Here is a 26,535-nt window from a genome sequence, read left to right as displayed (position 1 = left end):
AGGAGCCGCATGGAACACACCGGGATCGGAACCCCGCCCGCGCCGCCTGTGGTGGCGTCCGGGGCGGCGGTGGGCGGATGGGTGTTCACGTGGGCGGCGATCAGCTCGGCCACGTCAGCGGGCGGGGTGTCGGCGCGAAGATCCGTGACGGGGTACATGCCGCCAGGGGCGATACGGCCGAGGTAGATCCATCGGATCGTGAGCGGCGGCGCGGGCGCGTCCCCGTGGGCGGGATCGGTGGCGGGCGTCAGCGGGACATGTACCTCGACAATGTGCCCTCCGTACCGGATCCGAGGGGGTAGAGCTCCATCCAGGGCGTGTTGAAGTCGCCCGCCACCACCGCCGGGTTGGGGTTGCCGGCGAGGTCCGCGCGCAGCCTGTCCAGTTCCTTGAGCCGCCAGGTGGCCTGTTTCTCGATGAGCCGGGCGGTCTGCGAGGTGAAGACGCCGGAGAGGCTGCCGCGGAAGGGGTTGTCCCCCAGCCGGAAGGGCGTCGGCAGATGGACGTTGTAGAAGGAGACCGTGCGCCCGTCGATCCGGATGTCGGTGCGCTGGTTCTTCGCCGCCTTCCAGAACCACTGGGAGCCGGTGCCGGGCACGTGCTCATGGTGCGTCGCGACGATGGGCAGCCGGGAAAGAGTGACGAACGTGCTGTCGACGGACAGGTGGTAGCCGGGGAATTCCGCCCGCAGCCGGGCCGACTCGTCGATGCGGAACACGTGGTTGTACGGCGCGGCCTCTTTCGCGTGCAGATATTCCTGCAGGAGATAGACGTCGGCATCCTGGCGGCGCAGGAAGGCGTAGAAGTCATCCCTGTCGTCCCACATCTCCCAGTATCCGGTGTTCCAGGCGAACACCTTGATCCCGCCGGAGGCACTGGTGGCGCCTGACCATCCACGGCCGTAACCGGCCAGATAGGCCCCGGCCAGCAGCAGGAGAACCAGGACGACCGAGAGCCAACGGCGGACCGGGCGCGCGAACCACACGAACGCGAGCAGCAGCAGCGGCACCACCACCGCCGTCACCGGAGGAGTGGCCTCGAAGACGGACCACACCCACCACCGCCCGGCGAACAGAATGAGCAGGACGAGGTACGTGATCCACGCCGCCGTGGCGGCCACGAGGAGCCGTGTCCCCTTGCACCAGCGGCGTCGCGCGCCCGGGGTGTCCCGCGGCTCCCCGGTGTCGTCTCCTTCGGGCGGGGACAGGGACGGATTGCCTTCTTGCGCCTGTGCGTGTTCCATCGGAGCGTGCGTCCTAACTGACCTGTCGATGGGTGTCTGACGGTTTCACGCGGCGGATTCCGGCCAGCAGCCCCAGCACGCCGAGGGTCGCGACCACGTGCCCCAGGGTCGTGATGGCCCGGCTGAGCAACAGCAGGGTGACCAGGTCCGGCCCGCCGAGCAGAACGCCGAAGGTGAGGCTGAGCACGGCCTCGCGCACTCCCAGGCCGGCGGGCGCGAACGACAGCCCTCCGGCGACGGCGCTCAGCGCGAACCCTCCGATGCCCAGCGTCATGGCGGACGCCGCGGGCACCCCGAGGGCGATGCCGATGATCGCCGCGTGCAGGCCCGTGCACCACCATCCGAGGACGCCCAGGGCGATCACCGCCAGGGAGACCCTGCCGGTGGGAAGCGTGATCTCACGCTCGCCCCGTCGCAGTAGCCGCTGACCCAGGCGGATCAGCCGCCTCAGCAGGGGCGGCGCCAGCATGACCACACAGGCGCAGAGCACGAGCGGCACCATCAGCCACCATCGGGGACTGTCCGCCACCAGTCGCGGGAGGGCGAGCAGCCCGACCAGGGTCCCGCCGATCGCCGTCATGATCATCATCACCAGGCCCGCCCCGAGAAGCCTGGTCGCCGGCACTCCGACCCGCCGGGCGAGCGTGGCCTGGGTGACGGTGGGCCACATCGCCCCGGGCAGGTAGATCGTCACCCCGGAGAGGAAGTACAGCCAGGCCGCGTCGGTAACGGCGAGGCGTCCGCAGGTGCGCGTCACCAGGAGCCGCCACCCGAAGAATCCGGGGAAGTTCGCCATCACGGTGACCCCCACCGCGGCAGCGGCGGCCCCCCAGCCCACGGAGCTCAGGCTGTCCGCGAGTCCATGTCGTACACGCCAGACCTGCCAGCCCAGGAAGACGGCGACGGCCGCGTAGACGGCCACTCTCAGAACCTTGAGAACGCTCTTCGGCGAACGCACCGCTATCGCACCATCGTGGTCCGGCGATGCGAGCCGATGACGGAGGGGCGGTCCCGGAGCGGAACGAGCTGATCGAACAGCTCCTCGTACGCCTTGAAGCAGTTCTCCTTGTCGTAGAGCTCCCGGGCCCTGCGCCCGCCCTCCGCGCGCTCATCCGGGGTCAGGGCCGCGAGCTCGGTGATCGCGCGGGCCAGCGCGGCCGGATCACGCATCGGGACCCGGCGGCCGAACCCCGTTTCCATGACGGGCGAGCGTCCTCCAGGAAAGTCCGTGGTGACCGAAGGGACGCCGGCCATCATCGCCTCGGCCTGCACGATGCCGAAGGATTCCCAGATGGACGGCAGGGCGAAGACGTCGATCGACGCATAGAAGTCGTCGATCTGGCCTCCTCGCAGCATGCCGAGCATCCGCACCCGGCTGTCGTCGCCGATGAGCGGGCGAAGCCGATCCTCGATTCCGCCGCCGGCCACCTCGATCCAGTCGCCGCCGATCAGCAGCCGGGCGTCCGGGTCGTCGAGCAGCTGGAATGCCCGGATCAGGTATTCGATCCCCTTCTCTTCCACGATCCGGCCGAGGAATCCGATGTGCAGCCCGGGGCCGTCACGATGGTTCGGCTCGGCGCCCCGGCGATCCAGGCACGGCGGCGCGATCCCGCGCCAGTGCCTGCGCCTGATCATGGGCCACAGCTTGGAGCCACGCGCCTGATCGGAGCTGTTCAGTACGACGGCGTCGGCGAACCGCATCGCCATCCACGTGGAACGGCTGACCGCGTTCGTGGCGACCGAGTTGACCATTCCCGGTGGCAGCCACAGGTCGGTGTGGTGCGTGATCACCAAGGGCCGGTCCCGCACGCTCAGCGCGATCGGCGCCACTTCGAGCATCGGCACATGCAGGTTGACGATCGCCGACCGGCGAGCGACACGCCGGACAAGGGGCACGAACTGCGGGCTCACCGGCCCCCGCCCGATTCTGGTGCGGACGGGGCTGCGGAAGATCGAGACGCCGGCGCGGAGCTCCCGCAGGGGCAGCGACTCGTCGTGCTGGACGGCCACGACCGCCACCCGGCTCCCCCGCTTGGCCAGTCCCTCCGCCAGCGTCTGGGCATAGATCGTCAGCCCGCTGACGTACGGAGCGTAATAGTTGATGATGATCGCAACGTCGAATTCATGAGCACTCATGGCAGGCATCGGTTCCTCACCCGGACGCGACCAGGGCGTGAGTTCATGGCATGCGTTCACGGCATGGCGGGATGGTTGTCGAGCATCAACAGGACGCTGAACGCGACCGCCCACAGAACACAGGCGCACTGCAGGGTGCGGTCGCGCAGCAGGTGCCGCACCGGGTCGCCGTCGTTCCGGCTCGTCAGCTGGATCTGCAGGTAGCGGAAGACGATGAAGAGCGCGAACGGGGCGGACAGCGCCATCGCCGTCTGGCCGTGGTCGCGGCTCAGCGAAGCCCCGGTCCCCAGGTACATGAGGCCGGAGATGAGGGCGAACACCGACGTGACCTGCATGAGCCAGCCGGTCAGCTCCACCGTGTAGCCGCGGAGCGCCGGCCGGTGCGCGGCTCCCGCGCCCAGGAGTTCCTGGCGTCGCTTGCCGAGGAGGAACAGCACGGACACCGCCAGCACCGTGACCAGGAGCCAGTGGGCGACGGGTTCGCCCACCGCCAGATAACCCTGGACGACCCGGAGGACGAAGCCCAGCCCCACCGCGCTCAGGTCCACGAGCGGAACGTGCTTGAGAACCAGGCTGTAGGCCACGTTGAGCCCCAGGTACACCAGCACCGGCCAGCTCGGGACAGGGGCGAAGGCCAGCACCGCGCCGAGCGAGGCGAGCAGTCCGGCGCAGTAGAGGTATCCCACCGGCACCGGAATCCGGCCGGAGGCGATGGGGCGGTGGCATTTGACCTCATGGCGGCCGTCCCGGTGCCGGTCGGCGATGTCGTTGCCGACGTAGACCGCGGCGGAGGCCAGCATGAACGCGCCCACAGCCCACGCGATCCTGCCGGCCATCGCGACGTTCCAGGGCCAGGCGTCGATGAGCGCGAGCGGGACGAAGAAGACCGCCTTGACGGAGTGCAGCGGCCGCGCCAGCCGGACGAGGTCCAGGACCCACCGCAGCCGGCCGCCCTCGGCCTGCTCTGCCGGTAGGTCCGGGCGCTCGGAGTTCCTCGGCACACCGGTGGATCCCATGACGTGCATGTCGCAACCTCCGGCCAGGCTCAGAAGAAGACCTTCGCGAGTGACAGTGCGCCCTGCCGCCAGGCATCGCGGCTGGTCCGGCCCGCCTTCCCGGACGACCTGGCCTGACGTTGCTCCTGCCACCACTCGTACGTGCGGAGGATCGCTTCCCGGTTGGACAGCCGGGGCCGGAAGCCGAGCCGGTCACGGGCCTTGTCGATGCTGACGTAGGAGTCGTCGAGCAGTTTGTGGGCCAGCCGCCCGTACACCGGGGAGAGCCGCATCCGCTCCAGGATCCGGAGTCCGGCCAGGGCCGGCCGAGCCGGGAGCGAGACCACCCGCTTGCCGTGGCCCGCGGCGTCGAGCACCGCCTGGAAGTTCTCCCGGACCGTGCCGAACTCCGCGGCCGCGATGTTGTACGTGTCGCCCGCCACGTCCGCCGGAGCGGAAAGGACGCCGACGACGGCCTCCACCAGGTCCTCGATGGCCAGCATCTGGTTGCGGGTATTGCCGTCGCCCAGGACGGGGAAGTTGCGCCCTTCCTCGGCCCACTCGAAGAGCATCGCGAACAGGCCCATCCGGCCGGGGCCGACGAAAGTCTTGGGACGCAGGATCGGAACGCACATGCCGTCCGCCCGGTATTCTTCGGCCACTTCCTCCGCCGCGCTCTTGGCCCGCGTGTACGGGTCGACCGGCTCGCGCGGATGATCCTCCGGGGTCGGCACCAGCTTGGGCAGCCCGTAGACGGCGGTGGACGAGATGTGGACGACCCGCTCGACGCCGGCGCGGCGTCCGGCCTCGAGCACGCTGCGGGTGCCGTGGACGATCACGTCGTGGATCTGGGCAGCCGGGTAGCTCGGCAGCGCACCGGCGCAGTGCACGACGGCGTCGGCCCCCGCCATCGCGTCGGTCAGCATCGCGGTGTCGCGGATGTCGCCGATCCGCTGCCGCCAGCCGTAGCCGGGGTCGGGCGACAGGCGCAGGTCCACGCCGACGACGTCACGGCCCTGCCCGACGAGATGCCGGGCCAGTGCGCCGCCGAGCATTCCCGCGCTTCCGGTGACTACGATCCGCTCGGCCATCGCGGCGCCACCTTCTCCCGTACGAATCGGACGAGGAGCCGCGACAGGCCCTTGGCCAAGGTCTGGTCCAGGGCGTCCAGGAAATATTCGACGTCCGCGGGCTCCGCCACCAAAGGGGGTGCCACGACGAGCGGATTCCGGCCGTTCAAGGTGTAATACGCGTAGACGTCGTGATCATGATATAAGGCGTCGATGACCGAGCAGGTGATCAGTTTGACGCGGAAATTCGGGTCGCGAGCCAGGCCGCTGGGCGCCAATTTGGCGACGAGATCGAGGATGCGCGGCCCGCCGTCCAGGAAGACGCCGTACAGCGCACCGGCGCCGCGCACGTCGGCCACCGCATGGCCGTGCTCCTTGCGGATCCGGTCCAGACCTGGCGCCAACACCTGCTCGATGTCCCTCGCCCGTTTCGGATAGTCGTCCTCGACGGCGATGTTGACGGCCTCGATGGCGGTGACGCTCTCCTCGCCGAACCCGTAATACGTCGTGCTCGTGCTGAGCAGGAGGGAATCGGTGAGGTTGTCGTACGCCTTGCGGAACACCGGCTCTCTCGCGATGTACGCCGAGACCGAGGATTTTCCGCCGCCGAACGATTTCGACGTCGTGAGGATGTCCGGGACGAGATCGGGGTAACGCATGAAATAGAACAGGCTCCCGGACTTCCCCCATCCGGTGTAGATCTCGTCGAAGATCAGGATGATGCCTTCGTCGGTGCAGAGATCCCGCAGCCCGCGCAGGAACTCCTCCGAGCACAACCGCATGGTCGACGCGCTGAACGGCTCGATGAGAATCGCGTACACATCGCAGCCGCCGTCCGGCCGGCGGGCCCGGCGGACCGCGTCCCGTACGGAATCGAGGTCGTCGTAGCGAAAGCTGCCGATGCCGGGGATCGTGGGAAAGGCGAAATTCTTCTGCGCCCCGCCGGTGAGACCGGCGGATCCGAGCAGTTTGCCGTGAAAGCTGATGTCGGCGTGGAGGATCTGCCCTCTTCGGCCCTCATGGTATTTGTACGCCATCTTGACCGCGCCTTCGACGGCCTCGGCGCCGGAATTCGGGAAGAACGACATGTTCAGGTCGCCGGGCAGCAGCTGGGCGAGGTTGTGGCTGAGGGCGGCGACGTAGGGCGAGAAATAGGTCTTGTGCACCTCCATGCGCCGCCGGTCGGCGAAGCGGCGGCGGGCGGCCAGGATGCGCGGATGATTGTGCCCGTGGTTGAGAACTCCGACCCCGCCCGTGACGTCGAGGATGCGGCGGCCGTCACGCGTCCAGATCCACGCGCCTTCCGCCCGGTCGACCAGTTCGCGGCCGAATCCGAAGGAGGTCATCAGGGACACCTGGCTGCGGCTGACATATTTGCGGTAAAGGTCGTGAACCTGTTTTGCGGTAAGACGCTCACACTCGTCGACTGTGATCAGTTTGGACACGTGGGCATTCCTTTCGCAGGCGTGAAGACCGCGTTTCCGTCGGTGACGGCCCGCCCTTTTATTGCCTGACCGGCATTCGTAGGATGACAGTGAGGGCGCTCAAATCCCGCCCAACTTCCGCCCAAGACGGGTGGCACGGCATTCATTCGGGCCCGCGCTGACGGCCCGCCCGGGCCCGGCACCGGGGGGCGCCGGCTCCAGCGGCCGGGCGCCTCTTACGCGCCCGCCGGTACCGGCATGCAGCAGCCTGCCGTCCGCCCGTTGACTGGCCGATCGCGACGTCCTACCGTCAGTGCCACTTAAAGGAAAGTTTCCTATAAATTCGGGAGACGTCACGTGAAGAAGGTCCTGCTCGCCCTCACCCTCTTACTCGGCATGACGGTGGTGTCAGCCCCCGCCGAAGCCCACCGCGACGGCTTCAAGAGAGTCGCCTACTTCATCCAGTGGGGCGTCTACGGCCGCAACTACCACGTCAAGGACATGGAAGCCAGCGGAGCGGCCCGCAAGCTCACGCACATCAACTACGCCTTCGGGCTCGTGAACCAGCAGGCCGAGTGCTACTCCTCCGACCCCTGGGCCGACTGGCAGCGGCCCGTGCCCGCCGAGCAGAGCGTCGACGGCGTCGCCGACGCGGAGGGCCAGGCGCTGAACGGCAACCTCAACCAGTTCAAGAAGCTCAAGGCCAAGTACCCCAAGCTCAAGATCCTGATCTCGCTGGGCGGCTGGACCGGCTCCGCGCACTTCTCCGACGCCGTCCTCACCCCCGAGTCGCGCAGCAAGCTCGCCAAGTCCTGCATCGACCTGTGGCTGCGCGGCAACCTGCCCGGCCTGCCCGAGGGCGCGGGCGCCGGCATCTTCGACGGCATCGACCTCGACTGGGAGTGGCCGGGCTTCCCCGGCGCCCCCGGTAACGTCGTCCGCCCCGAGGACAAGCAGAACTTCACCGCCTTCGTCGCCGAGCTCAGGTCGCAGCTCGACGAGTACCGGCGCAACGCCCTGCTGACGGCGTTCCTGCCCGCCGCCACCCGCGTCATCGACGCCGGCCTCGAAGTGCCGAAGATCTTCCGCAACCTCGACTACGCCACCATCCAGGGCTACGACCTGCACGGCCCGTGGGACAAGATCACCGGCCACCACTCCAACCTCTTCAACGACCGCCGCGACCCCAACGAGATCCGCGAGAGCCTCGACCAGACCATCACCTACTACCGCGAGCGCGGCGCCCCCGCCCGCAAGCTCGTCGCCGGCGTCCCCGCCTACGGCAAGGGCTGGACCGGAGTCCCCGCCGGACCCGCCCGGGACGGCGTGTACCAGCCCGCCACCGGCGCGGCCCCCGGCAAGTGGGAAGCCGGCTCCGAGGACTACAAGGACATCCTCGCCAAGCCCGGCAAGCGCTACCGCGACCTCAGGACCGGCGCCGTGTGGCTGTACGACGGCAACGAGTTCTGGACGTACGACGACCCGACGGTGATGCTGCAGAAGGCCGCCTACATCCGGCACAAGAAGCTGGGCGGCTACATGATGTGGTCCATCGACGGCGACGACGCCAAGGCCTCCCTCACCTCCGCCTTGTACAGGGTCCTGCGCTAGATGCGCTTGGCCAAGATCTTGTGACTCTCCCTGATCGCGCCTTCCGGCCGCGGTCAGGGAGAGTCGCCACGGCCCATGCGTTCCCCCGGCTGCGCGATCGCCCGAAGGCTGGAGCGCGTCCACGACGGCGTCACGGCCGCCCCTCCCGCCGGAGCATGCCGACGACGGTGGCCAGATGGTGGGACAGCGAGTAGGCCTTCCACTCACCGGCGCCACCGGCGCCGCCGTCCCTGCGGGCGGCCCTGGCGATCCGCTCGTCGCCCCAGGAGAAGTCCGCGCCCTCGTGCGGCCAGTCCGGCGACTCGACCAGTTCCTGGCAGAGGTCGTAGAAGGGCGTGTGCTTCCGGTCCTCACCGACGGGCCAGTAGTACAGGAACCATCGGCGCCCGACCGTGTAGCGCAGGTTGGGCGCGGGCCAGCCGGGCTCGTCGAGCAGCAGGCCGGGATGGTCGACCCCGTAATCTCCGTAGCCGACCTCGTCCCAGGAGCCGGCGATGCGGCGCCAGAGGTCGGCTTCACGCCGGGGAATGCATGTGACCTGCGCGGTGGCAGGCGTGACGAAGGTCTCGGGCGGCGGGAACGATCCGGCCACGACGGTGACCGACTGCCAGCGGCCGGCCTCGTCGACGAGCGGCCCCAGGCAGTCCGCCACGCGGGTGAAGGCGGTGGCGGGCGAGGTGATGTAGCCGCAGTCGATCACCAGGTCGGTACGCCATGCCGGTTCCCCTATGGAGCGCAGTTGCTCGAAAAGCATCTCGGGGCCGCGCAAACTCGGGAGGAATTCGCCGTCCACCCGGAGACATACTCCGCTCTGTTGTTTCTGAATGGCGTCACGCACCTCGTTGAGATCGTCCAGGGTGTCGCCGAGATGCGCTACGGGGCGGAAAGAATAGAAGTCGAGCTCCACGGCGAGAAACTGCAAGGCTTCCCGGGCGCCCGGTTTTCCGAAGCGGCCGACGAGCGGCCTCGTGTCCAGGGCGAGGTCGACGCCGCTGTCCAGCCGATTCTGCCGGAGCTGCCCTGTCACCCGGTCCACGGCCACCTTCGGGGATCCGTCGCCCGGCCGGGCCACGACCTCGATCAGTGGCCTGACGCTGTCCTTGACCTCCTTGCTCGCATGGCCGAGCGCCTGCAGGCTCGGCCGACGGCTGTTGACGATGACCGTGTACGCCGTCATGGCGGGTTCTCCGTGCGGTTGCCGTCCCTGCCCTGACGGTGCACTTCGCCGGTGAGGGCGTCAATATCCGCACAGTCAGGTCCGCACGCCTTCACCATTCCCGGGCTCCGGGCCATTACGGGATCGCGTTTCAGGTCGCCCGAAACCCGCCAGGACAGGGCCGGCACATCACCGGAGGGCGACGTTCCCCATTCCCCGTGTGCATCAACCGTTTCGATTCGATATCGACTGCTCGCCGGAGCCGAGTTTCTTGACAAAAGCCTCGACTACTGTTTCCGGCGAACCTGACACAACTGCGAGGAGGCGACGTGTTACCCAGGCTCACACCACTGCGCGTGGCGGCAGTCACGCTGATCACGCTGTCGGGCTTCACGGCCATGCCGATGGGCGCAGCGCAGGCGGATCGGGTGGATCCGTCGGTCCAGGAACAGGTGGACAGTCAACTGCACGACTACCCGGGCGGCGTGCAGAGCGCGCCGGGCGTGATCACCTACGCCGGAGGGTCGGTCAAGGTCGTCATCCCGCGCGCCGGCGCCGCCGCCACCTGCCCGAGCGGCTGGTACTGCTTCTTCCAGGACAGGAACTGGATCGGGCGCATGCTGCAGTTCCGCGACTGCGGCGGCAACCAGTCCCTGACCGACTACGGCTTCGGGAACCAGGCCACCTCCTGGGTGAACAACACCCGGCACCTGGTCGAGGTCTACGACAGGGACGTCGACCCCTTCGACACCCTCTGGCGGGAGGCCGCGAACGCGCGTGCCTCCTACGTGGAGGCCGGCAAGGACAACCGGGCCGACTTCTTCCACACCTACTGCGGGAGCTGATGGCCATGCGCTCTGTCAGCGTGGCCATCGCCGCGACGCTCACGCTCCTGGCGTCGATGACACCGGCGGCGGCCGACCCCGCGGCCGACCGTGACTGGATCAGGTCCACCACCACGACGTTCACCCTGGACGAGACCGCCGATCAGGCCCGGAGCGGCCCCGAGCACGCCACGGCCGGGACCGATGCCGACGACGTCCTGCGCAAGGTCGCGGCGGGTGACTACGACTACATCAGCCCGTCCGACTGCGCCGCCAGCGACGAGGCCGACGAGCCGGGCGGCTGGATCAAGAACCGCTTCGCGTGGTGCAAGCGCGACTACAAGACCGAGTCGACGGCCAAGGCCTGCGACCCGCAGCGGCCCGACGTCTGCGTCATCCACGGCAAGCTGAGAACCACCTTCACCGTCATCGGCTACGGTGAGCACACTCAGGACCCCGACCGCCCGAGCAGGTCCGAGCGCTACCTGGGCTTCGGCTTCCACGTGACCTCGATGGTCCCCACCGGGGTCTTCCTCAACCCGGAGGCCACCTACAGCCTCAGCATGCGGTGCTACACCAACGGCCCGCCGGCCGACTGTTCGGCGCCGACCGCCAACGGGGCGCTGAGGCCGGTGTCGCACTGGCAGCGGGACTGGACCGCGAGCGTCGAGTTCATCTCACAGGCTCAGCCGCCCGCCCGGCAGCACGGCGACCAGTTCGTCCACGGCGAGGTGACCGTGCTCTCCCTCGGCCAGGTGCCCGGCTACCTGGGCGCCGAGCAGGCCGAGCACCCGGCCACCAGCATCCGCTTCGACTCCTCCTGGTACAACGGCACGGCCAAGCGGGGCTCCATCTTCTACGTGCCCGATCCTCCGGGAGAGGCCAGGCCGCATCCGTTCCTGACGTTCAGCTCGGCGGCCAACAGCGGGTACAAGGAGGTCGCCGACCATCTGGACCAGGCACTGAACCGCCCGAAGGAGACCAAGCCGCCGTTCTCCGACAAGCAGCTTCCCGGCAAGTCGATGAGCAACCCGCTGCACCGGCTGGTGGAGAAGTACGACGGCGACGGCGGCTACTCCGAGAAGCGCGTCGCCGCCAACCGGTACGAGGCCAAGGCGTGGGGATGCGATCCGTACTTCCCCCGGTGGAACGAGCCGAGGTGGCCGCCGGACGACCCCGACGGCCCTGACAGCCGTCCCGCCTTCGAATGCGACGAGTATCCCTTCGCCTCCACCTTCGAGGGCGCCGGCCGCTGGAAGTATCCCGCCGACGAGTACGGCGGCGCCCGCTACCAGAACATGTTCTCCGCCAGGCCGGTCTTCTGGCGGGACAACAAGAAGGCGGGCGAAGTGCTGCTGGCCTGGTACAACTGGGACCGCATCGCCCACAAGGACGCGTTCTTCATCAGGGTCCGATAGCTCCGGGACCCCGTCAGGCGGCGGGGTCCTTGGTGAAGGTCATGTCCATCCAGTGCCGCCAGGCCGAGCCGTCGTCGGTGCGCTCCCAGGTGGCGGCCATGGAGGCGCCGTCCTCGGCCATCGTCAGCGTCGCCCGCTCCGTCTCCCCCGCGAACGTCCAGACGCCGTCGTCGTCGACGCTCGCCCGCATGGTGGCGAAGGCGCCGTGGTTGTCGAAGGAGCGCGCGGGATAGGTGCGGGTCGCCGGGTCGTAGGGGCCGATCATCTCGATGACCTCGACGGGCTCGCCGTTCACGCGCACGTCCACGCGGTGGACGAGGAAGTGTTCGCCCGCCAGCCACTCGTAGGTGTCCGAACCGGTGATGTGGATCGCCGGTTCGGACGGCGTGGCGACGGTCCGCCCCTGGGAGCGCCAACGGCCGGCCAGGGCGTTCAGGCGGCGGTTCTCCGGGGGCGGGGCATGGGTGTTGCCGGCTTCCGTCATGGGCGTGTCCCTCTCACTGCACTAGTATGTAAGCGGTTGCTTAAACACTTACACAGCTCCCGGAGGGTGCGCAAACGCATGGACGATGCCCTGCGGGCGGTGGCGGACCCGACGCGCCGCGCCATCCTCGTCCTCGTACGGGACCGCGAGGTGTCGGCGGGCGAGATCGCCGGGCGCTTCCCGGAGATCAGCCGCCCGGCGGTCTCCCAGCACCTGCGGACGCTGGTGGCGGCCGGTCTGGTCGACGTGCGCCGCGCCGGCAACCGCCGCTTCTACCGGCTGCGCCCCGAAGGGCTGGCCGAGGCGGTGACGTTCCTGGAGTCGATGTGGTCTGCCTCGCTCGGCCGCCTCCAGCGCGAGGCCGAGCGGGAAGAGCGCGCGGACACCGGCGAGCACGACGCGAAGGGATCACCGTGAGCAGGACGATCGAGCAGACGTTGCACATCCGGGCGCGTCCCGAGACGGTGTGGCGGTTCTTCACGGACCCGGCCCGCCTGGCGCGCTGGTGGGGGACGGCCGAGCTCGACGCCCGCCCCGGCGGCACGCTGCGGGTGGCGATGCACGAAGGCCCGCGCCCGGTGATGCGCGGCCAGTTCGTGGAGCTCGTCCCGTACGAACGGCTGGTCTTCACCTTCGGCTGGGAGCCCACGCCGGGAGCGCCCGGCCTCGGCCCCGGCGCCTCCCGGGTCGAGGTCACCCTGACCCCCGACGGTGACGGCACCACGCTCACCCTGCGCCACAGCGGCCTGCCCGCCCCGCTGGAGGAGGAGACCGGCGGCGGCTGGGCGCACCTGCTGCCCCGCCTCGGCGAGGCCGCGGCCACGGCCACGGCCACGGACTGACGGCTGGTGGCGGAGGGCCGGCTGTGCGGAAACCTTCAATGCGGCATCGCCGGTCGGCTCCCTAGAGTCATGAGTATGGACGTGGTACGGGGGGCGGCGCGCGGCACGGCCGGGCTGGTGCTCGGGGCGGTGACGGCCGTGGTCGAGCTGGCGTGGGTCGTCGTCGCGGTGCCCATGCTGGCCCTACCGGCGACCCGGCCGTGGTCGGTCCGCGGCACCCGGTGGCTGGCCGAGACCGATCGGGTCCGGGTCAACCGCTGCCTGGGCGGCGCGATACCGCCGGGGCCGGCCGGGGGACGCTCGCTAGCGTACGTGGCGGCGCACGCCGTGGTGGGCGGGCTCGGCGGCGCGGTGCTGGTGCTGGTCGGGGTGTGGGTGGTGGTGAGCCGGCGGGCGCTGTCCGGCGGCTCGGGCACGCGGGCCGCGATGAGCTGGTACGACCCGATCACCTGGACGGCGTTCGGGCTCCTCGTCCTGTTCCTGGCGGCGCAGGCGCTGATCGGCCTGGCGGCGCTGGAGCGGCGGCTGGCGGAGTGGGGCCTGGCGCCCAGCGACAGGGAGATGCTGCGCAGCCGCGTCCAGCAGTTGTCGCGGACGCGGACGGAGGTCCTGGAGGCCGTCGACGACGAGCGGCGGCGGATCGAACGGGACCTGCACGACGGCGTGCAGCAGCGGCTGGTGGCTCTGGGCATGCTGCTCGGCCGCGCCGAGCGCCTCGGCGACCCGGGCGCCGCGGCCCCGCTGTTCCGCCAGGCGCGGGAGGAGTCCCGCCGCGCGCTGGAGGAGCTGCGGGAGGTGGCCTGGCGGATCTACCCGGTGGCACTGGACGACGGCGGCCTGCCGGCGGCGCTGGAGTCGCTGGCCGAAGGGTCGAGCGTGCCGATCGTCCTCGACCTCGACCTGCCGGTACGGCCCGGCCCGGCCGTGGAGACGGCCGCCTACTTCGTGGTCAGCGAGGCGGTGACGAACGCGCTCAAGCACAGCCGGGCCGGGCGCGTCGAGGTCGGGATCAGCCGGTCCGGCGGCGTCCTGCTGGTCCGGGTCGCCGACGACGGTGTCGGCGGCGCGCGGGCCGACGGGCGCGGCCTGTCGGGCCTGGCCCGGCGGGTGGCGGCCCACGACGGCCGGTTCGAGCTGGACAGCCCCGCAGGCGGGCCGACGACGCTGCGGGCGGAGCTGCCGTGCGCGTAGTGCTGGCCGAGGACAACACGCTGCTGCGTGAGGGGCTGACCCGGCTGCTGGGCGAGGACGGCCACGAGGTCGTGGCGGCCGTCGGCGACGGCGAGGCGCTGGTCGCCGCGTGTGACGAGCATCGGCCGGAGGTGGTCATCGCCGACGTCCGCATGCCGCCCACGTACACCAGCGAGGGCCTGCGGGCCGCGCTCGCCGTCCGGCGGCGGCATCCGGGGATCGGCGTGCTGATGCTGTCGCAGTACGTCGACACCCGCTACGCCGCCCAGCTTCTCGACGGCGACGCGCGCGGGGCCGGCTACCTGCTGAAGGACCGGGTGGCCGAGGTCGGCGACTTCCTGGAGGCGCTGCGGCGGGTGGCGGACGGCGGCACGGCGTTCGACCCGGAGGTCGTCCGGCGGCTGCTCAACCGCGCCCGCGACACCGTGGCCCTGGCCCGGCTCACCCCGCGCGAGCACGAGGTGCTGGCCCGGATGGCGCAGGGGCACACCAACGAGTCGATCGCCGCCCGCCTGCACGTCTCGCGCAGCGCGGTGGAGAAGCACGCCAACGCCATCTTCGACAAGCTCGGCCTCGCGCACGCCGACGGCTACAACCGGCGGGTCCTGGCCATCGTGCTCTTCCTGAACGAGTAACCCCTCCTGACCCGACGACCGGGCGGCCCTGCGAGCCGCGGCCGGTCCCCTCGTCCTGCCCTTTCCGATGGAGCCTGCCCCTTTCCGAAGGAGCCTGCCCCTCCCCGATGAAGCCTGCTCCCTTCCGGCGGAGCCTCCCTTTTTCCGATGAAGCCTGCCCCTTTCCGATGGAGTGCGTATGAACGTGTTGACCAGGCGGCTCGTGAGCGGTGCGGCCGCGGCCGTGTTCTGTCTCGGCCCGGCGGCCTCCCCCGCCTCGGCGGCGCCCCCGCGACCGGACCCGGCCGCGATCGCCGGCGTGGTGCGGGCCAACCTCGGCCCGGCCCGCCTGCCCGGCGTCGCGGTGGCGCTCGTCAAGGACGGCCGCGTCCTGCACACCGGCGGGTACGGGCACGACGCGCGAGGCGAGCCGGTCACGAGCCGTACGCCGATGCGGATCGCGTCGCTGTCGAAGTCGTTCACCGCCCTGGCGGTGATGCAGCTGGTCGAGGCCGGTCGCCTCGGCCTCGACGATCCCGTGGTGCGCCATCTGCCGGAGTTCGCCCCGGCCGACCCGAGGGCCGGGCGGATCACCGTCCGTCACCTGCTCGACCACAGCTCCGGCATGTCGGACACCACGTACCCGGAGGCCACGCTCCCCCAGCCGGACTCGCTCCGCCAGGCGGTGGCGGACCTGCGCCACGCCCGGCTGGCCGCCGCGCCGGGCGTGCGGCACGACTACCACAACGCCAACTACTGGGTGGCCGCGCGGCTGGTGGAGGTGGTGAGCGGGGTGCCCTTCGCCGACCAGCTCGACCGGCGGGTGTTCACCCCGTTGCGGATGACCTCGACCGTGACCGTCGGCAACTGGCGGGACCCGGTGCCGGGGCTCGTGGACGGGCACAACCGTTTCCTCGGCCTCACCTGGCCGCGCACCGAGCCCGACCGGTTCGTGGCCGGCTCGGCCGGCGTCGTCACCACGGCCGACGACCTCGCCCGGTGGCTGGCCCTGCACACCCGGGACGCGACGAGCGCGGTCCTGTCCCGGCGCGGGCTGCGGGAGCTGCGCCGGCCCAGCGCGCCCGACGGGCGCTACGCCCTCGGCTGGGACAATCCCGACACCTACGGCGGCCCCCGGCAGATCACGCACCCCGGATCGTCGTTCACCTCGACGGCGACCATGGTGCTGCTGCCCGACACCGGGTACGGCATCGCGCTGATGTCCAACAGCCGGATGCCGCTGGAGGCCGATGTCGAGGCCGTCATGGAGGACCTGATCGCCCTGACCCGGGGATCGTCCGGCGCGGGCGCCCCGCTCCCGCTGGCCTTCGTCGCCGACCTGACCGCCCTCGCCGCGGCGCTGTCGATCGTGGCGGCCGGGGCGGTCAAGGCCCGCCGGGCGCGGCTCTGGGCGCGGCGCCGCGCCGGCGCCGCACGCTGGCGGACGGCGCTCCGGCTGGTGCCCTATCTGCTGCCGTTGCCGGGGTTCGTCTTCCTGCCGCGCCTCCTGGAGCTGGTCACCGGCGGCCGTGACGTCACCTTCGTCCCGCTATCGCACCTCTGGCCGGCCCTTCTCGCCACGGCCGGTCTGACCGCCGCGACCGGGCTCCTGGTCCTGGCCGCCCGCATCCGCGCACTCCTGCGGCAGGGCGGCGCGGGCCACCGAGGCTCGCCGCCCGGCCGTGCTCAGCCGGAGGCGCGGGTGTCGTAGGTCTCGCGGTTGGCGAGGACCTCCCCCATGTGCGACTGCGCCCAGCCCCTGAGCCCGCGCGCCATGCGGTGGAGCGAGAGGCCGAGGTCGGTCAGCTCGTAGGTGACGGTGACGGGGACGGTCGGCGTCACGGTGCGGACGAGCAGCCCGTCGCGCTCCAGCGCCCGCAGCGTCTGGGTCAGCATCTTCTGGCTGACCCCGGCCAGCAGACGGGAGATCTCGGAGTAACGCATCGCCTGCGGAGCCGCACCGCCCTCGTCGGCGCCGCTGTCGCCGCCCAGCGCGCACAGGATCAGGACGACCCACTTGTCCGAGATCCGGTCGAGCAGCCGCCGGCTGGGGCATTCCGCCAGGAACGCGTTGTACTCCACCTTGGCCTGGGCCCTCTTCTGGGCCGCCTTCATCGTCGTCACCGCTTCGCACCTCTCACCGCTGGGCGAGTTACGCACTTCAGAGTGCCTACTTCCGGAAAGGAAGCTTCTCTCCAATGCTGATGCAAGGAGGCGGCGGACGCCACCTCCTGATGGCATGACGAAAGGCGATGACATGAGCACCCCGGCTCGCACTCTTCCCGGCGGCACCTGGACCCTGGGCGACCTGACCGTCACCCGCTTCGGGTACGGCGCCATGCAACTGGCCGGCCCGTGGGTCATGGGGCCGCCCGCCGACCGCGACGGCGCCCTGGCCGTGCTGCGCGAGGCGGTCGACCTCGGCATCACCCACATCGACACCAGCGACGCGTACGGGCCGCGCGTCACCAACGAGCTGATCCGCGAGGCGCTGCACCCCTACCCCGAGTCGCTGCGCATCGCCACCAAGGTGGGCGCGACCCGCGACGAGCAGGGCGGCTGGCCTCCGGCCCGGCGGCCGGAGGACCTGCGCCGCCAGGTCCACGAGAACCTGGAGTCCCTAGGGCTCGACGTTCTCGACCTGGTCAACCTCCGGCTCGGCGACGCCGAGGGCCCGCGGCCAGGCTCGCTCGCCGAGGCGTTCGGGACGCTGGCCGACCTTCAGCGGCAGGGCCTGATCCGTCACCTCGGCGTCAGCAACGCCACGGCGGAGCAGGTCGCGGAGGCGCGGAGCATCGCGCCGATCGTGTGCGTGCAGAACATGTACAACCTCGCCCACCGCGGCGACGACGCGCTCATCGACCGGCTCGCCGCCGACGGCATCGCGTACGTGCCCTTCTTCCCGCTCGGGGGCTTCACCCCGCTCCAGTCGTCGGCGCTCTCGGCGGTCGCCGCCCGTGCGGGGGCAGCGCCGATGTCCGTCGCGCTGGCCTGGCTGCTGCGGCGGTCACCGAACATCCTGCTCATCCCCGGCACCTCGTCGACGGCCCACCTGCGCGAGAACGTCGCCGGCGCGGGCCTGTCCCTCTCGGAGGAGGACCTGGCCGAGCTGGACGGCATCAGCCGCTGACCGGCCCCCTTCAGCAGGAGGAGCGCGCCAGCCGGGCCGCGAGCTCCCGGATCTGCTCGGGGCGGGGGTTGGCGCCGGTCAGCACGGTCGCCGGCCGGTCGCCGGGGACCAGGCCCTGGGCGATCGCGGCCAGGCCGGCCGCGCCCGCCGGTTCCAGGAGGATGCCCAGCGTGCGCGCCGCCAGCTCCACGGCCGCGGCGATGGCCTCGTCGCTCACCAGGACGATCTCGTCCACCAGGGCGCGGGCCCGCCGCACCGAGGCTTCCAGCGGGAGGCTCACCGCGATCCCGTCGGCGAAGGTGCGGGCGCGTTCGACGCGGACCGGGCGGCCGGCGCGCAGGCTCTGCAGCATCGAGGGCGCGCCCTCGGCGTTGACGCCGACGATCCGGGTGCCGGGAGCGTGCTCCTTCATCCACCGCCCCACGCCGTTGATCAGCGCGCCGTCGCCGACCGGGAGCACGACGGCGTCGTACGCCGGGCGCCCCGCGCCACCCGGCCGGGGCCGGGTCAGCTCGACCCCGATCGTCCCGGCGCCCTCGGCGATCGCCGCCTGCGAGCCGTCCTGCGCGTAGAAGCGGTCAGGGTGGTCCGCGGCGTAGGCGGCCGCGGCCTCCCGCGCGGCCGACCCGTCGGGCCCGGCCGCGATGACGCGGGCGCCGAACGCTTCCATCCGTTCACGCTTGCCGGGGTTGACCGTCTCAGGCACGAACACCTCGACCGGCATCCCCCGGGCCCGCCCGGCGTAGGCGACGGCCTGCCCGAAGTTGCCCGAGCTGGCGCACACCACCGGCGTGCCGGGGGCGAGGGTGCTCAGCATCAGATCGGCGCCCCGGCCCTTGAAGCTGCGCACCGGGTTGGCCGTCTCCACCTTGACGGTCACCGCCCGGCCGCCCAGCGCCCGGCACAGCTGCTCGTCGAGATACTGCGGCGTGTCCAGGAACACCGGATCGATCACCCGCACGGCCTTCTCGATCCGCGCCACGTCCAGATCCACGCGCGCCGCCCTTCCTCGGTAGCTTCGGGAACCCGGCCGACGTTAGCCGAACCCCTGATCGAACCGATTGAGGATCTTCGCCCCGCGACGCAATAATCTTGCATGCCCGAACCGCCGCCGCCCCGCCTGGACGAGATCGACGCCCACCTGCTGGACCTGCTCCAGCAGGACTCCGGGCGCACCCTGCACGAGCTCGGCGAGCAGGTCGGGCTCTCGCCCAGCGCCGTCCAGCGGCGGATCGCCCGCTACCGCAGGGACGGCCTCATCACCCGGCAGGTCGCCGTCCTCGACCCGCACCTCTTCGGCCCCACCGTCCTGGCCACGGTCCTGGTGACCCTGGCCAGGGAGTCGTTCGAGCACCACCGCGCCTTCGCCGGCCGGATGCGCGCCGACCCGCAGGTCCAGCAGTGCTACCGGGTCGCGGGGCCGTGGGACTACGTGGTCGTCCTGGCCGCGCGGAGCACCCGCGACTGCGGCCGGCTCGGCGACCGCCTGTTCAAGGCGGACGACAACGTCCAGCGCTACGAGACGCTGGTCGTCTTCGACACCGTCAAGACCGGCCTGACCCTCCCCCTGCCCGCCCTGCCCCAGGACGGGCGGTCATAGGTCGCCTGTCCGCAGCGGGCCGAGGTCGCGGACGGTCCTGGCGAGGGCGCGGATGGGGCCGCTCTCCGCCTTGGTGCGCCACACCAGGGCGTACGGCAGGGCGCCCATGTCGCGTACGGCCAGGTAGGTGAGGTCGGGGCGGGCGCCGTAGCGGGCCATGTGCGCGGGGAAGACGGTCACGACCTCGCCCAGGCCGGTCAGGGTGAGCACGTCGTTGGGATTGTGGACCAGGGGGCCGCGCTCGATGCGGCGGCCCTTGCGGGTCCGGGCGGGCAGGTAGCTCTCGAACCAGTACGCCGGCCCGATGTCGGTGTCCGGGTGCTGGTAGTCGCTGACCATCTCCAGGGAGACGGACGTGTGCCGGGCGAGCTCGTGCCCGGCGGACACCGCGAGCACCCGCGGCTCGGAGAAGAGCACCGGGCCGACGGTGAGGTCGGGCTCCTCGACCGGTAACCAGGCGACCAGGACGTCGAGCTCGCCGCGGCGCAGGTTGCCGAACATGTCGGTGAAGGGCGGGTGGCTGAAGCGCAGCTCCCAGGTGGGGTGGCGGGCGCGGAAGGTGGCCCAGTAGGGGCGCAGGTCGTGGACGTTCATCGGCAGCATGCCGACGCGGAGCACGGAGGTGATGCCCCGGGCCGCGAGGCGGGCGCGTTCGATGGCCTCGCACAGGGCGGCGTAGGCCGGCCCGAGCTCGCCGTGGAGCTGCCGGCCGAGCGGGGTGAGCTCGATCCTGCGCCGGTTGGAGCGGTCGAACAGCGCGCCGCCCAGGCGGCGTTCCTGCTCGGCGATGGCCTGGCTGACCCGGGCCTGGGAGACGTGCAGCCGCGCGGCGGCCCGGCCGAAGTGCAACTCCTCGGCGAGCACCAGAAAGATCGTTATGTCACGTATCTCCATTGGCCCGATTTCAGGTTGATCCAGGCTCTGTCCAGCGGTGATAACCGGGGTGTTATCGCGGGTGCGCCGAGAACGGCGTTGATCGGGGTCCAGCGGCTCTGCACAGTGAGGTCCGGCCCCATAGAGCGCGCGGACCGGCCCTGGTGCACAGCGTAACAACACTCCCCCCACTGGAGCCTCCCATGAACGTCGCGATCGCCGTCGAAGAGCTCCGCAAGAGCATCGGGCGCACGCACGCCCACGCTGGTCCCGGCGTTCTGACCGCCGACCGGCTCTGGTCCCTGGCGGGCGCGCTGCTGAGCCTGGCCGGCGCGGTCGCGGGCGGGCTCGCGCCGGCCCGCGCCGCCCGCCGGCCGGCCGCCTGACCTCGGGCACGCAGCCCGGCCATCCGGAACGAAGAGGAGGAAGACATCATGAGCAAGGTCTGGTTCGTCACCGGTTCGTCGCGCGGTCTCGGCCGCCGGTTCGTCGAGGCCGCCCTGGCCAGGGGTGACAGGGTGGCCGCCACCGCCAGGACCGTCGCCGGCCTGGACGACCTGGTCGCCCGCCACGGCGACGCGGTGCTCCCGCTGGTCCTGGACGTGACCGACAGGACGGCCGTGTTCGCGACGGTCGAGCGGGCCGCGAAGCACTTCGGCCGCCTGGACGTCGTCGTGAACAACGCCGGGTACGCCCAGTTCGGCGCGGTCGAGGAGCTGACCGAGCGGGAGCTGCGCGACCAGATGGAGACGAACCTGTTCGGCGCGGTCTGGGTGATCCAGGCCGCGCTGCCGTACCTGCGCGAGCAGCGCTCCGGGCACATCGTCCAGCTCTCGTCGGCCGCGGGGATCATCACGATGCCGCTCGGCGGCGCCTACCACGCCTCCAAGTGGGCGCTCGAAGGGCTCAACGAGGCCCTGGCCGCCGAGGTCGCCGGGTTCGGCGTCAAGGTGACCGTCGTCGAGCCCGGCACGTTCGCCACCCGCGACGGCAAGAACCCGGACCCGCTGGCCAACGGCCACCTGGCCCGGACGGATCCGGCCTACGACGACGTCCGCAGGCGTCTCGGCGCGATGACCGGGAGGCTGCCCGCCGGTGACCCGGCCGCCGCGGCCCAGGCGCTGCTCACTCTCGTCGACCTGGACAATCCGCCGCTGCGGGTGATCTTCGGCGTGGGCATCCACCCGATGGTCCAGCAGGTCTACGCCGACCGGCTCAGGACCTGGGACGAGTGGCAGGAGCTCTCGGCCGCGTCCCACGGCGGGACGTGACGCCGGCGCTCAGGGCTGGAGGTCGGTGAGGGTGAGGATGGTCGCGCCGGTGCTGCCGCCGTAGCCGGGAGCCAGGCAGTCGAGGAGCGGCGTGATGGGGTCCTCCAGGGTGACGCCCTCGGAGGTCACGGTGTCGCCGGCGAACTTGCCCGCGGTGACGGCGCCGACGACGGCGAAGACCGACTGGCCCGCGACCACGTTGAGCGTGACGGTGTAGCTGATGGTCGAGGTCTCGCCGGTGTTCCAGGTGACGACCTCGGTCGCGGGCATGGAGCCGGACAGGCAGCCGAGGCTGCCCTGCCCGGAGATCGTCGACGTGCCCGAGGTGATGTCCGGGTCGCTGGACACGCAGGTCGGGTAGGTGCCGGTGCCGGTCATGGTCACGTTCTGCTCGGTCAGGCGCAGCTTGGGCGAGAAGGCCAGGGTGTTGGTGCCGTCGATCGAGCAGAGGACGTCCTGGCCGATGGCGTGCGCCGGTGCGGCGTACGCCAGGCCCAGGGGGCAGAGCAGCGCGAGGACGGCGCCGCAGACCGCGGTCCTGGCTGAGGTGGCTCCGGTGCGCATGGGGCGTCCCTTTCGCGACGAGGCGGAACAGGCGCTGGGAGCCGGTTCTCCGGACCCCCACCCAGGACAGTAGAGGTCACGGAGTGTGTCGACAAGGTACGATTCTGCCACCATCGCGGGCATAGCGGCGTACCGAGGATGAAGCTGTCATGTCTTGGTACGTCCGATGATTCCGTCCTTGGGAGTGCCTGGTGACCCCTCGTTCCTCTCGGCCGCGCCGAGGCGTGCGCGTCCTGATCGCCGTCGCGGCCGTCGCCGCCTTCAGCGTGGCCGTCCCGGCCGCGGGTCCCGCCCAGGCGGCGGCGCCCGCGCAGTGCCAGGGCACCGAGACCGTCACGTACAGCCCGGGGGTGACCTTCACGCCGCGGGACATCGAGGTGACGGTGAGCGGGAACTTCAGCTCCTGCCTCGACGGCGCGGGCCAGGTCACGAGCGGGACGTACGGGGAGCGGTTCACGATCTTCGCCGGGTGCAACGACCTCCTCGACGGCTTCGAGGCGGTACGGGTCGTCGAGTGGAACACCGGCGACAGCAGCGCCATCGACGGCGCCGGGAGCAGCACCGCCGTGGCCGGTCAGGTGATCACCACGTTCACCGGCCCTGTCGTCCAGGGCCGGTTCCAGGGCCGGTCAGCCGTGCAGACCGTGACGCTCGTCCAGCCGGACCTGCTGAAGTGCCTCACCACCGGGCTCACCGGGGCGAACGGGGTGACGACGCTCACCATCACCTGAGCCGGTCACCTGAGCCCGTCACCTGAGCCCGTCACCTCGTCCAGGTCCACTTCTGGTTGTCGCCGCCGTGGCAGGCGTAGAGCTGGAGGCGGGTGCCGTTGGCGGTGCCCCGGCCGACGGCGTCCAGGCACAGCCCGGACTGCACGCCCACGATCGAGCCGTCGGCGTTGACGCGCCACTTCTGGTTGTCGCCGCCCCAGCACGCGTAGATCTGGACGGCGGCGCCGTTGCCGGTGCCTGCCGCGTCGAGGCACTTGGCGCCGTAGACCTTGATCTCGCCGGCGGCGGTGGCGGCCCACTGCTGGTTGGCGCGGCCGTTGCAGTCCCACAGCTGCACGGCGGTGCCGTCGGCGGTGGCGGCGCCGGGCACGTCCACGCAGCGTCCGGAGCCCGTCCCCCTGATCTGCCCGGAGCCGTCGCCGGGCGCGCCGCCGTCCAGGCCGAAGAAGCGGACGGCGTGCGCGGCCATCCCGGCGTGCGGCAGGTCGTGGCCGGCGCCGGTGACGGTGTACGCCTCGACCTGCCCGGAGCCGAAGACCCGCCGGGTCCAGCCGGGCTGCGGGCTGTCGGTGGTGACGGGGGTGGTGCTGATCCCGTGCACTCCGGTCCACTGGTCGACCTGCTCCTGCAGCATCGTGTAGGGCAGGACGGAGTCCTGCGTGCCGTGCCAGGTCATCAAGCGCGGCCGGGGCCCGGTGTAGCCGGGGTAGGCGTTCCTCACCATGTCGCTCCACTGCTGCGGCGTCCTGTCGGCGCATCCGGCGGGGCCGAGGCACCCGTACGGGACGCCCGCGAACGGCGCGCCCGCCTTGAAGACGTCCGGGTAGGTGGCGAGCAGGTTGACGGTCTCCATCGCCCCGGAGGAGAAGCCGGTGGCGAACACCCGCTGCGGGTCGCCGTCGTAGCGTTGCAGGACGTGGTTCGTCATGGAGACGATCGACACCGGGTCGCTGCCGCCGCCGTGGCGCAGGGCGGCGTCCGACCACACGTCGAAGCAGTTCGACAGGCCGTTGGCGCTCTTGTTGGCCTGCGGGTAGATGACGACGAAGCCGTGCCGGTCCGCGAGCGAGGCGAACTCGGTCCCCTGGTGGAAGGCGGGGGCCCAGCCGTTGCAGCCGTGCATCGCCACCAGGACGCCCGGCCTGGGCGCCAGCCGGTCGGGGACGTAGACGTACATCCGCAGGCCGCCCGGGTTGGGGCCGAAATCGGTCACCTCGGTCAGGGAGGCCGCCGCCGCCTGCGGCGGGGCCGTGAGGAACACGGACAGGAGGGTGATCAGAGCCGCCAGAGCGGCGTACGTCCTGGTACGGGCTCTCGCGGGGGGTGCTGGTCCCATGCTTCCGCCTCTCTCAGGGGGGTGTTAGCGCTAACAGACACGGAGTCGCGGGCGCTGTCAAGCGGGCCCGCATCGGCGCGGGACCCCCTCCCCCGCGCCGACCTCGCGATATCGGGCCACAGGGCCGCGCGTCACGATGAAACTTTCATGCCGACGCCCCGCCGCCGTATCGCCGGGCGAAACTTTTAGGCGCGCGAACGCAGGACGACCTGGGCAGGAACAGCAGCACCCCGCCGAAAGTTTTCAGTCATATCTTGACAAGTTTCGGAGCGCTTCCCACACTGAGCCCCCAGGACGATCTCCAGCTCGTGATCCGCTTCATGGAGGTTCAGGCAATGAGCGTCAACGCCGTTTCCCCACCCACCGCCCGGCCACCGCGAAGCGGGCGCCGCCGGGCGCTGATCACCGGCGCGATCGGCGCCGTCGGCCTGGTCGCCGCGCTGACGTCGGCGCTGCCCGCGAGCGCCGCGGAGAGCACGCTGGGCGCCGCCGCCGCCCAGAGCGGCCGCTATTTCGGCACCGCCATCACCTCGAGCAAGCTCGGCGAGGCCGCCTACACCTCGATCGCGGCGCGCGAGTTCGACATGGTGACGGCCGAGAACGAGATGAAGATCGACGCCACCGAGCCGCAGCGGGGGCAGTTCAACTTCACCCAGGGCGACCGCGTCTACAACTGGGCCGTCCAGAACGGCAAGCGGGTCCGCGGGCACACCCTGGCCTGGCACTCGCAGCAGCCGCAGTGGATGCAGAACCTGTCCGGCAGCACGCTGCGCCAGGCGATGATCAACCACATCAACGGCGTCATGGCCCACTACAAGGGCAAGATCTACTCCTGGGACGTGGTCAACGAGGCCTACGCCGACGGCAACTCCGGCGGCCGGCGCGACTCCAACCTCCAGCGCACCGGCAACGACTGGATCGAGGTCGCCTTCCGCACCGCGCGCACCGCCGACCCGGCGGCCAAGCTCTGCTACAACGACTACAACATCGAGAACTGGACCTGGGCCAAGACGCAGGGCGTCTACAACATGGTCAGGGACTTCAAGGCGCGGGGCGTGCCCATCGACTGCGTCGGCTTCCAGGCGCACTTCAACAGCGGCAGCCCGTACAACAGCAACTTCCGCACCACGCTGCAGAGCTTCGCCGCGCTCGGCGTCGACGTGGCCATCACCGAGCTGGACATCCAGGGCGCCTCGGCCGGCACGTACGCCGCCGTGACCCAGGACTGCCTGGCCGTGCCGCGCTGCGTCGGCATCACGGTGTGGGGCGTGCGCGACATCGACTCCTGGCGCTCGGGCGACACCCCGCTGCTGTTCGACGGCAACGGCAACAAGAAGCCCGCCTACACCGCGGTGCTCAACGCGCTGAACGGCGGCAGCACGACGACGCCGCCGCCGGGCGGGGACGAGGGCCAGCTCAAGGGCGTCGCCTCCGGCCGCTGCGTGGACGTGCCCAACGCCTCGACCGCCGACGGCACCGCGGTGCAGCTGTGGGACTGCAACGGGCAGACCAACCAGCAGTGGACGCGGACCTCGGCCGGGGAGCTGCGGGTCTACGGCAACAAGTGCCTGGACGCCGGGGGCTCGGGCAACGGCGCCAGGATCCAGATCTACTCCTGCTGGGGTGGCGACAACCAGAAGTGGCGCGTCAACTCCGACGGCTCGATCGTGGGCGTGCAGTCCGGGCTGTGCCTCGACGCCGTCGGCAACGGCACCGCGAACGGGACCGGGCTGCAGCTCTACACCTGCTGGGGCGGCAGCAACCAGAAGTGGACGTACAACGCGGGCTCCGTCTCGCCCTGATCGCCCCTCCGGGTTCCCCCTCCCTCGGGGTGGAGGGGAAGGGGAACCCGGGGCGGCCCGTCAACGCGCGATCTCCCGCACGTTGACGGGCCGGCTCCAGGCCGCCGCCGTGAAACTTTCACGGCGGCGCGCGGGGCCGCGTGATCTCCCTCGAGCGCGAAAGCGCAGCAGGGAAGCCGTCCAGGCGGCATCGGCCGCGCCACCGGGGGAGGCCCGCCGT

General features: G+C 71.0%; 27 protein-coding genes. 14 read left to right on the top strand and 13 right to left on the bottom strand.

The features are described from left to right. Window positions 1-247 precede the first annotated feature (247 nt). The 6 genes from ACWDXC_RS18965 to ACWDXC_RS18940 all read right to left on the bottom strand — a co-directional run bounded on the left by ACWDXC_RS18965 (window position 248) and on the right by ACWDXC_RS18940 (window position 6,889). On the bottom strand, window positions 248-1,120 hold the full coding sequence (locus tag ACWDXC_RS18965; protein WP_449983416.1) for an endonuclease/exonuclease/phosphatase family protein: 873 nt from the start codon (window positions 1,118-1,120) through the stop codon (window positions 248-250). Between the two features lie 136 nt (window positions 1,121-1,256). Further along, window positions 1,257-2,165, bottom strand: a complete 909-nt coding sequence (locus ACWDXC_RS18960; RefSeq protein WP_449983413.1) for a lysylphosphatidylglycerol synthase domain-containing protein — start codon at window positions 2,163-2,165, stop codon at window positions 1,257-1,259. A gap of 38 nt (window positions 2,166-2,203) precedes the next feature. After that, on the bottom strand, window positions 2,204-3,439 hold the full coding sequence (locus ACWDXC_RS18955; RefSeq protein ID WP_449983409.1) for a glycosyltransferase family 4 protein: 1,236 nt from the start codon (window positions 3,437-3,439) through the stop codon (window positions 2,204-2,206). Beyond that, window positions 3,436-4,404, bottom strand: coding sequence for a UbiA prenyltransferase family protein (locus ACWDXC_RS18950; protein ID WP_449983406.1), 969 nt, complete (start codon window positions 4,402-4,404; stop codon window positions 3,436-3,438). The genes ACWDXC_RS18955 and ACWDXC_RS18950 overlap by 4 nt, the downstream gene beginning before the upstream one ends. 20 nt (window positions 4,405-4,424) lie before the next feature. Continuing rightward, window positions 4,425-5,465, bottom strand: a complete 1,041-nt coding sequence (locus ACWDXC_RS18945) for an NAD-dependent epimerase/dehydratase family protein (protein ID WP_449983404.1) — start codon at window positions 5,463-5,465, stop codon at window positions 4,425-4,427. Continuing rightward, on the bottom strand, window positions 5,447-6,889 hold the full coding sequence (locus ACWDXC_RS18940) for an aspartate aminotransferase family protein (RefSeq protein ID WP_449983401.1): 1,443 nt from the start codon (window positions 6,887-6,889) through the stop codon (window positions 5,447-5,449). Before ACWDXC_RS18940 ends, ACWDXC_RS18945 begins: the two co-directional genes overlap by 19 nt. Before the next feature lie 336 nt (window positions 6,890-7,225). Here ACWDXC_RS18940 and ACWDXC_RS18935 point away from each other — a divergent pair, with 336 nt between their 5' ends. Beyond that, window positions 7,226-8,479, top strand: a complete 1,254-nt coding sequence (locus ACWDXC_RS18935; RefSeq protein ID WP_449983398.1) for a glycoside hydrolase family 18 protein — start codon at window positions 7,226-7,228, stop codon at window positions 8,477-8,479. A 130-nt stretch (window positions 8,480-8,609) separates the two neighbouring features. On the opposite strand, the gene ACWDXC_RS18930 is transcribed toward ACWDXC_RS18935, so the two are convergent. Further along, the gene (locus tag ACWDXC_RS18930; RefSeq protein ID WP_449983395.1) at window positions 8,610-9,656 is read right to left on the bottom strand and encodes a beta family protein; all 1,047 of its coding nucleotides are present in this window, start codon (window positions 9,654-9,656) and stop codon (window positions 8,610-8,612) included. A gap of 308 nt (window positions 9,657-9,964) precedes the next feature. Here ACWDXC_RS18930 and ACWDXC_RS18925 point away from each other — a divergent pair, with 308 nt between their 5' ends. Together ACWDXC_RS18925 and ACWDXC_RS18920 are read left to right on the top strand one after the other, a co-directional pair. Continuing rightward, window positions 9,965-10,480: a peptidase inhibitor family I36 protein gene (locus tag ACWDXC_RS18925; RefSeq protein ID WP_449983392.1), complete on the top strand. Its 516-nt coding sequence runs from the start codon at window positions 9,965-9,967 to the stop codon at window positions 10,478-10,480. A gap of 5 nt (window positions 10,481-10,485) precedes the next feature. After that, window positions 10,486-11,877: a hypothetical protein gene (locus ACWDXC_RS18920; protein ID WP_449983389.1), complete on the top strand. Its 1,392-nt coding sequence runs from the start codon at window positions 10,486-10,488 to the stop codon at window positions 11,875-11,877. Between the two features lie 13 nt (window positions 11,878-11,890). Here ACWDXC_RS18920 and ACWDXC_RS18915 read toward each other — a convergent pair whose 3' ends face one another. After that, a complete protein-coding gene (locus tag ACWDXC_RS18915) occupies window positions 11,891-12,361 on the bottom strand; it encodes a DUF1579 family protein (RefSeq protein WP_449983387.1) in 471 nt (156 codons plus the stop codon). A gap of 78 nt (window positions 12,362-12,439) precedes the next feature. On the opposite strand from ACWDXC_RS18915, the gene ACWDXC_RS18910 reads away from it, so the two are divergent. The 5 genes from ACWDXC_RS18910 (at window position 12,440) to ACWDXC_RS18890 (ending at window position 16,719) form a co-directional block, all read left to right on the top strand. Then, window positions 12,440-12,778: an ArsR/SmtB family transcription factor gene (locus ACWDXC_RS18910; protein WP_449983384.1), complete on the top strand. Its 339-nt coding sequence runs from the start codon at window positions 12,440-12,442 to the stop codon at window positions 12,776-12,778. Further along, window positions 12,775-13,203 (top strand): SRPBCC family protein, encoded by a 429-nt coding sequence (locus tag ACWDXC_RS18905; protein ID WP_449983381.1) that lies wholly within the window; start codon window positions 12,775-12,777, stop codon window positions 13,201-13,203. The genes ACWDXC_RS18910 and ACWDXC_RS18905 overlap by 4 nt, the downstream gene beginning before the upstream one ends. 75 nt (window positions 13,204-13,278) lie before the next feature. Beyond that, entirely contained in the window at window positions 13,279-14,394 is a 1,116-nt protein-coding gene (locus ACWDXC_RS18900) for a sensor histidine kinase (RefSeq protein ID WP_449983379.1), read from the top strand. After that, entirely contained in the window at window positions 14,385-15,029 is a 645-nt protein-coding gene (locus ACWDXC_RS18895; RefSeq protein ID WP_449983376.1) for a response regulator transcription factor, read from the top strand. Before ACWDXC_RS18900 ends, ACWDXC_RS18895 begins: the two co-directional genes overlap by 10 nt. A gap of 178 nt (window positions 15,030-15,207) precedes the next feature. Then, on the top strand, window positions 15,208-16,719 hold the full coding sequence (locus ACWDXC_RS18890; RefSeq protein WP_449983373.1) for a serine hydrolase domain-containing protein: 1,512 nt from the start codon (window positions 15,208-15,210) through the stop codon (window positions 16,717-16,719). On the opposite strand, the gene ACWDXC_RS18885 is transcribed toward ACWDXC_RS18890, so the two are convergent. Then, window positions 16,695-17,123, bottom strand: a complete 429-nt coding sequence (locus ACWDXC_RS18885) for a winged helix-turn-helix transcriptional regulator (RefSeq protein WP_449983458.1) — start codon at window positions 17,121-17,123, stop codon at window positions 16,695-16,697. The genes ACWDXC_RS18890 and ACWDXC_RS18885 overlap by 25 nt on opposite strands. Window positions 17,124-17,265: 142 nt before the next feature. Between ACWDXC_RS18885 and ACWDXC_RS18880 the strand changes: the two genes are divergently transcribed. Beyond that, on the top strand, window positions 17,266-18,138 hold the full coding sequence (locus ACWDXC_RS18880) for an aldo/keto reductase family oxidoreductase (protein ID WP_449983370.1): 873 nt from the start codon (window positions 17,266-17,268) through the stop codon (window positions 18,136-18,138). A 10-nt stretch (window positions 18,139-18,148) separates the two neighbouring features. Here ACWDXC_RS18880 and ACWDXC_RS18875 read toward each other — a convergent pair whose 3' ends face one another. Continuing rightward, a complete protein-coding gene (locus tag ACWDXC_RS18875; RefSeq protein ID WP_449983367.1) occupies window positions 18,149-19,132 on the bottom strand; it encodes a threonine ammonia-lyase in 984 nt (327 codons plus the stop codon). Between the two features lie 102 nt (window positions 19,133-19,234). Here ACWDXC_RS18875 and ACWDXC_RS18870 point away from each other — a divergent pair, with 102 nt between their 5' ends. Continuing rightward, window positions 19,235-19,738, top strand: a complete 504-nt coding sequence (locus ACWDXC_RS18870; RefSeq protein ID WP_449983364.1) for an Lrp/AsnC family transcriptional regulator — start codon at window positions 19,235-19,237, stop codon at window positions 19,736-19,738. On the opposite strand, the gene ACWDXC_RS18865 is transcribed toward ACWDXC_RS18870, so the two are convergent. Next, on the bottom strand, window positions 19,733-20,632 hold the full coding sequence (locus ACWDXC_RS18865) for a LysR family transcriptional regulator (protein WP_449983362.1): 900 nt from the start codon (window positions 20,630-20,632) through the stop codon (window positions 19,733-19,735). The two genes, ACWDXC_RS18870 and ACWDXC_RS18865, sit on opposite strands and share 6 nt — an antisense overlap. Window positions 20,633-20,814: 182 nt before the next feature. Here ACWDXC_RS18865 and ACWDXC_RS18860 point away from each other — a divergent pair, with 182 nt between their 5' ends. Together ACWDXC_RS18860 and ACWDXC_RS18855 are read left to right on the top strand one after the other, a co-directional pair. Beyond that, on the top strand, window positions 20,815-20,997 hold the full coding sequence (locus ACWDXC_RS18860; protein ID WP_449983359.1) for a hypothetical protein: 183 nt from the start codon (window positions 20,815-20,817) through the stop codon (window positions 20,995-20,997). A 48-nt stretch (window positions 20,998-21,045) separates the two neighbouring features. Beyond that, window positions 21,046-21,882, top strand: coding sequence for an SDR family NAD(P)-dependent oxidoreductase (locus ACWDXC_RS18855; protein ID WP_449983356.1), 837 nt, complete (start codon window positions 21,046-21,048; stop codon window positions 21,880-21,882). Window positions 21,883-21,891: 9 nt separating this feature from the next. On the opposite strand, the gene ACWDXC_RS18850 is transcribed toward ACWDXC_RS18855, so the two are convergent. Continuing rightward, the gene (locus ACWDXC_RS18850; RefSeq protein ID WP_449983353.1) at window positions 21,892-22,446 is read right to left on the bottom strand and encodes a hypothetical protein; all 555 of its coding nucleotides are present in this window, start codon (window positions 22,444-22,446) and stop codon (window positions 21,892-21,894) included. A gap of 191 nt (window positions 22,447-22,637) precedes the next feature. Here ACWDXC_RS18850 and ACWDXC_RS18845 point away from each other — a divergent pair, with 191 nt between their 5' ends. Continuing rightward, window positions 22,638-23,177 carry a hypothetical protein gene (locus ACWDXC_RS18845; RefSeq protein WP_449983350.1) on the top strand — a complete coding sequence of 180 codons (540 nt, stop codon included), beginning with the start codon at window positions 22,638-22,640 and terminating at the stop codon, window positions 23,175-23,177. Between the two features lie 31 nt (window positions 23,178-23,208). Here the strand turns inward: ACWDXC_RS18845 and ACWDXC_RS18840 are convergent, their stop codons facing one another. Continuing rightward, a complete protein-coding gene (locus ACWDXC_RS18840; RefSeq protein WP_449983347.1) occupies window positions 23,209-24,438 on the bottom strand; it encodes an extracellular catalytic domain type 1 short-chain-length polyhydroxyalkanoate depolymerase in 1,230 nt (409 codons plus the stop codon). 410 nt (window positions 24,439-24,848) lie between these two features. Between ACWDXC_RS18840 and ACWDXC_RS18835 the strand changes: the two genes are divergently transcribed. Then, on the top strand, window positions 24,849-26,315 hold the full coding sequence (locus ACWDXC_RS18835; protein ID WP_449983344.1) for an endo-1,4-beta-xylanase: 1,467 nt from the start codon (window positions 24,849-24,851) through the stop codon (window positions 26,313-26,315). The last annotated feature ends 220 nt before the right edge of the window (window positions 26,316-26,535 follow it).

Source organism: Nonomuraea sp. NPDC003214 (assembly GCF_053590035.1).
Note: the sequence above shows the minus strand (reverse complement) of the source record. Positions and strands in the feature narration are given on the sequence as shown.

Excerpts from the sequence above, each read along its gene's own strand:
- ACWDXC_RS18865 (WP_449983362.1), bottom strand. The coding sequence starts at position 20,632 with ATGGAGATACGTGACATAACGATCTTTCTGGTGCTCGCCGAGGAGTTG.
- ACWDXC_RS18945 (WP_449983404.1), bottom strand. The coding sequence starts at position 5,465 with ATGGCCGAGCGGATCGTAGTCACCGGAAGCGCGGGAATGCTCGGCGGC.
- ACWDXC_RS18920 (WP_449983389.1), top strand. The coding sequence starts at position 10,486 with ATGCGCTCTGTCAGCGTGGCCATCGCCGCGACGCTCACGCTCCTGGCG.
- ACWDXC_RS18900 (WP_449983379.1), top strand. The coding sequence starts at position 13,279 with ATGGACGTGGTACGGGGGGCGGCGCGCGGCACGGCCGGGCTGGTGCTC.
- ACWDXC_RS18890 (WP_449983373.1), top strand. The coding sequence starts at position 15,208 with ATGAACGTGTTGACCAGGCGGCTCGTGAGCGGTGCGGCCGCGGCCGTG.
- ACWDXC_RS18850 (WP_449983353.1), bottom strand. The coding sequence starts at position 22,446 with ATGCGCACCGGAGCCACCTCAGCCAGGACCGCGGTCTGCGGCGCCGTC.
- ACWDXC_RS18930 (WP_449983395.1), bottom strand. The coding sequence starts at position 9,656 with ATGACGGCGTACACGGTCATCGTCAACAGCCGTCGGCCGAGCCTGCAG.
- ACWDXC_RS18950 (WP_449983406.1), bottom strand. The coding sequence starts at position 4,404 with ATGCACGTCATGGGATCCACCGGTGTGCCGAGGAACTCCGAGCGCCCG.
- ACWDXC_RS18860 (WP_449983359.1), top strand. The coding sequence starts at position 20,815 with ATGAACGTCGCGATCGCCGTCGAAGAGCTCCGCAAGAGCATCGGGCGC.
- ACWDXC_RS18915 (WP_449983387.1), bottom strand. The coding sequence starts at position 12,361 with ATGACGGAAGCCGGCAACACCCATGCCCCGCCCCCGGAGAACCGCCGC.
- ACWDXC_RS18880 (WP_449983370.1), top strand. The coding sequence starts at position 17,266 with ATGAGCACCCCGGCTCGCACTCTTCCCGGCGGCACCTGGACCCTGGGC.
- ACWDXC_RS18855 (WP_449983356.1), top strand. The coding sequence starts at position 21,046 with ATGAGCAAGGTCTGGTTCGTCACCGGTTCGTCGCGCGGTCTCGGCCGC.
- ACWDXC_RS18910 (WP_449983384.1), top strand. The coding sequence starts at position 12,440 with ATGGACGATGCCCTGCGGGCGGTGGCGGACCCGACGCGCCGCGCCATC.
- ACWDXC_RS18835 (WP_449983344.1), top strand. The coding sequence starts at position 24,849 with ATGAGCGTCAACGCCGTTTCCCCACCCACCGCCCGGCCACCGCGAAGC.
- ACWDXC_RS18885 (WP_449983458.1), bottom strand. The coding sequence starts at position 17,123 with ATGAAGGCGGCCCAGAAGAGGGCCCAGGCCAAGGTGGAGTACAACGCG.
- ACWDXC_RS18870 (WP_449983364.1), top strand. The coding sequence starts at position 19,235 with ATGCCCGAACCGCCGCCGCCCCGCCTGGACGAGATCGACGCCCACCTG.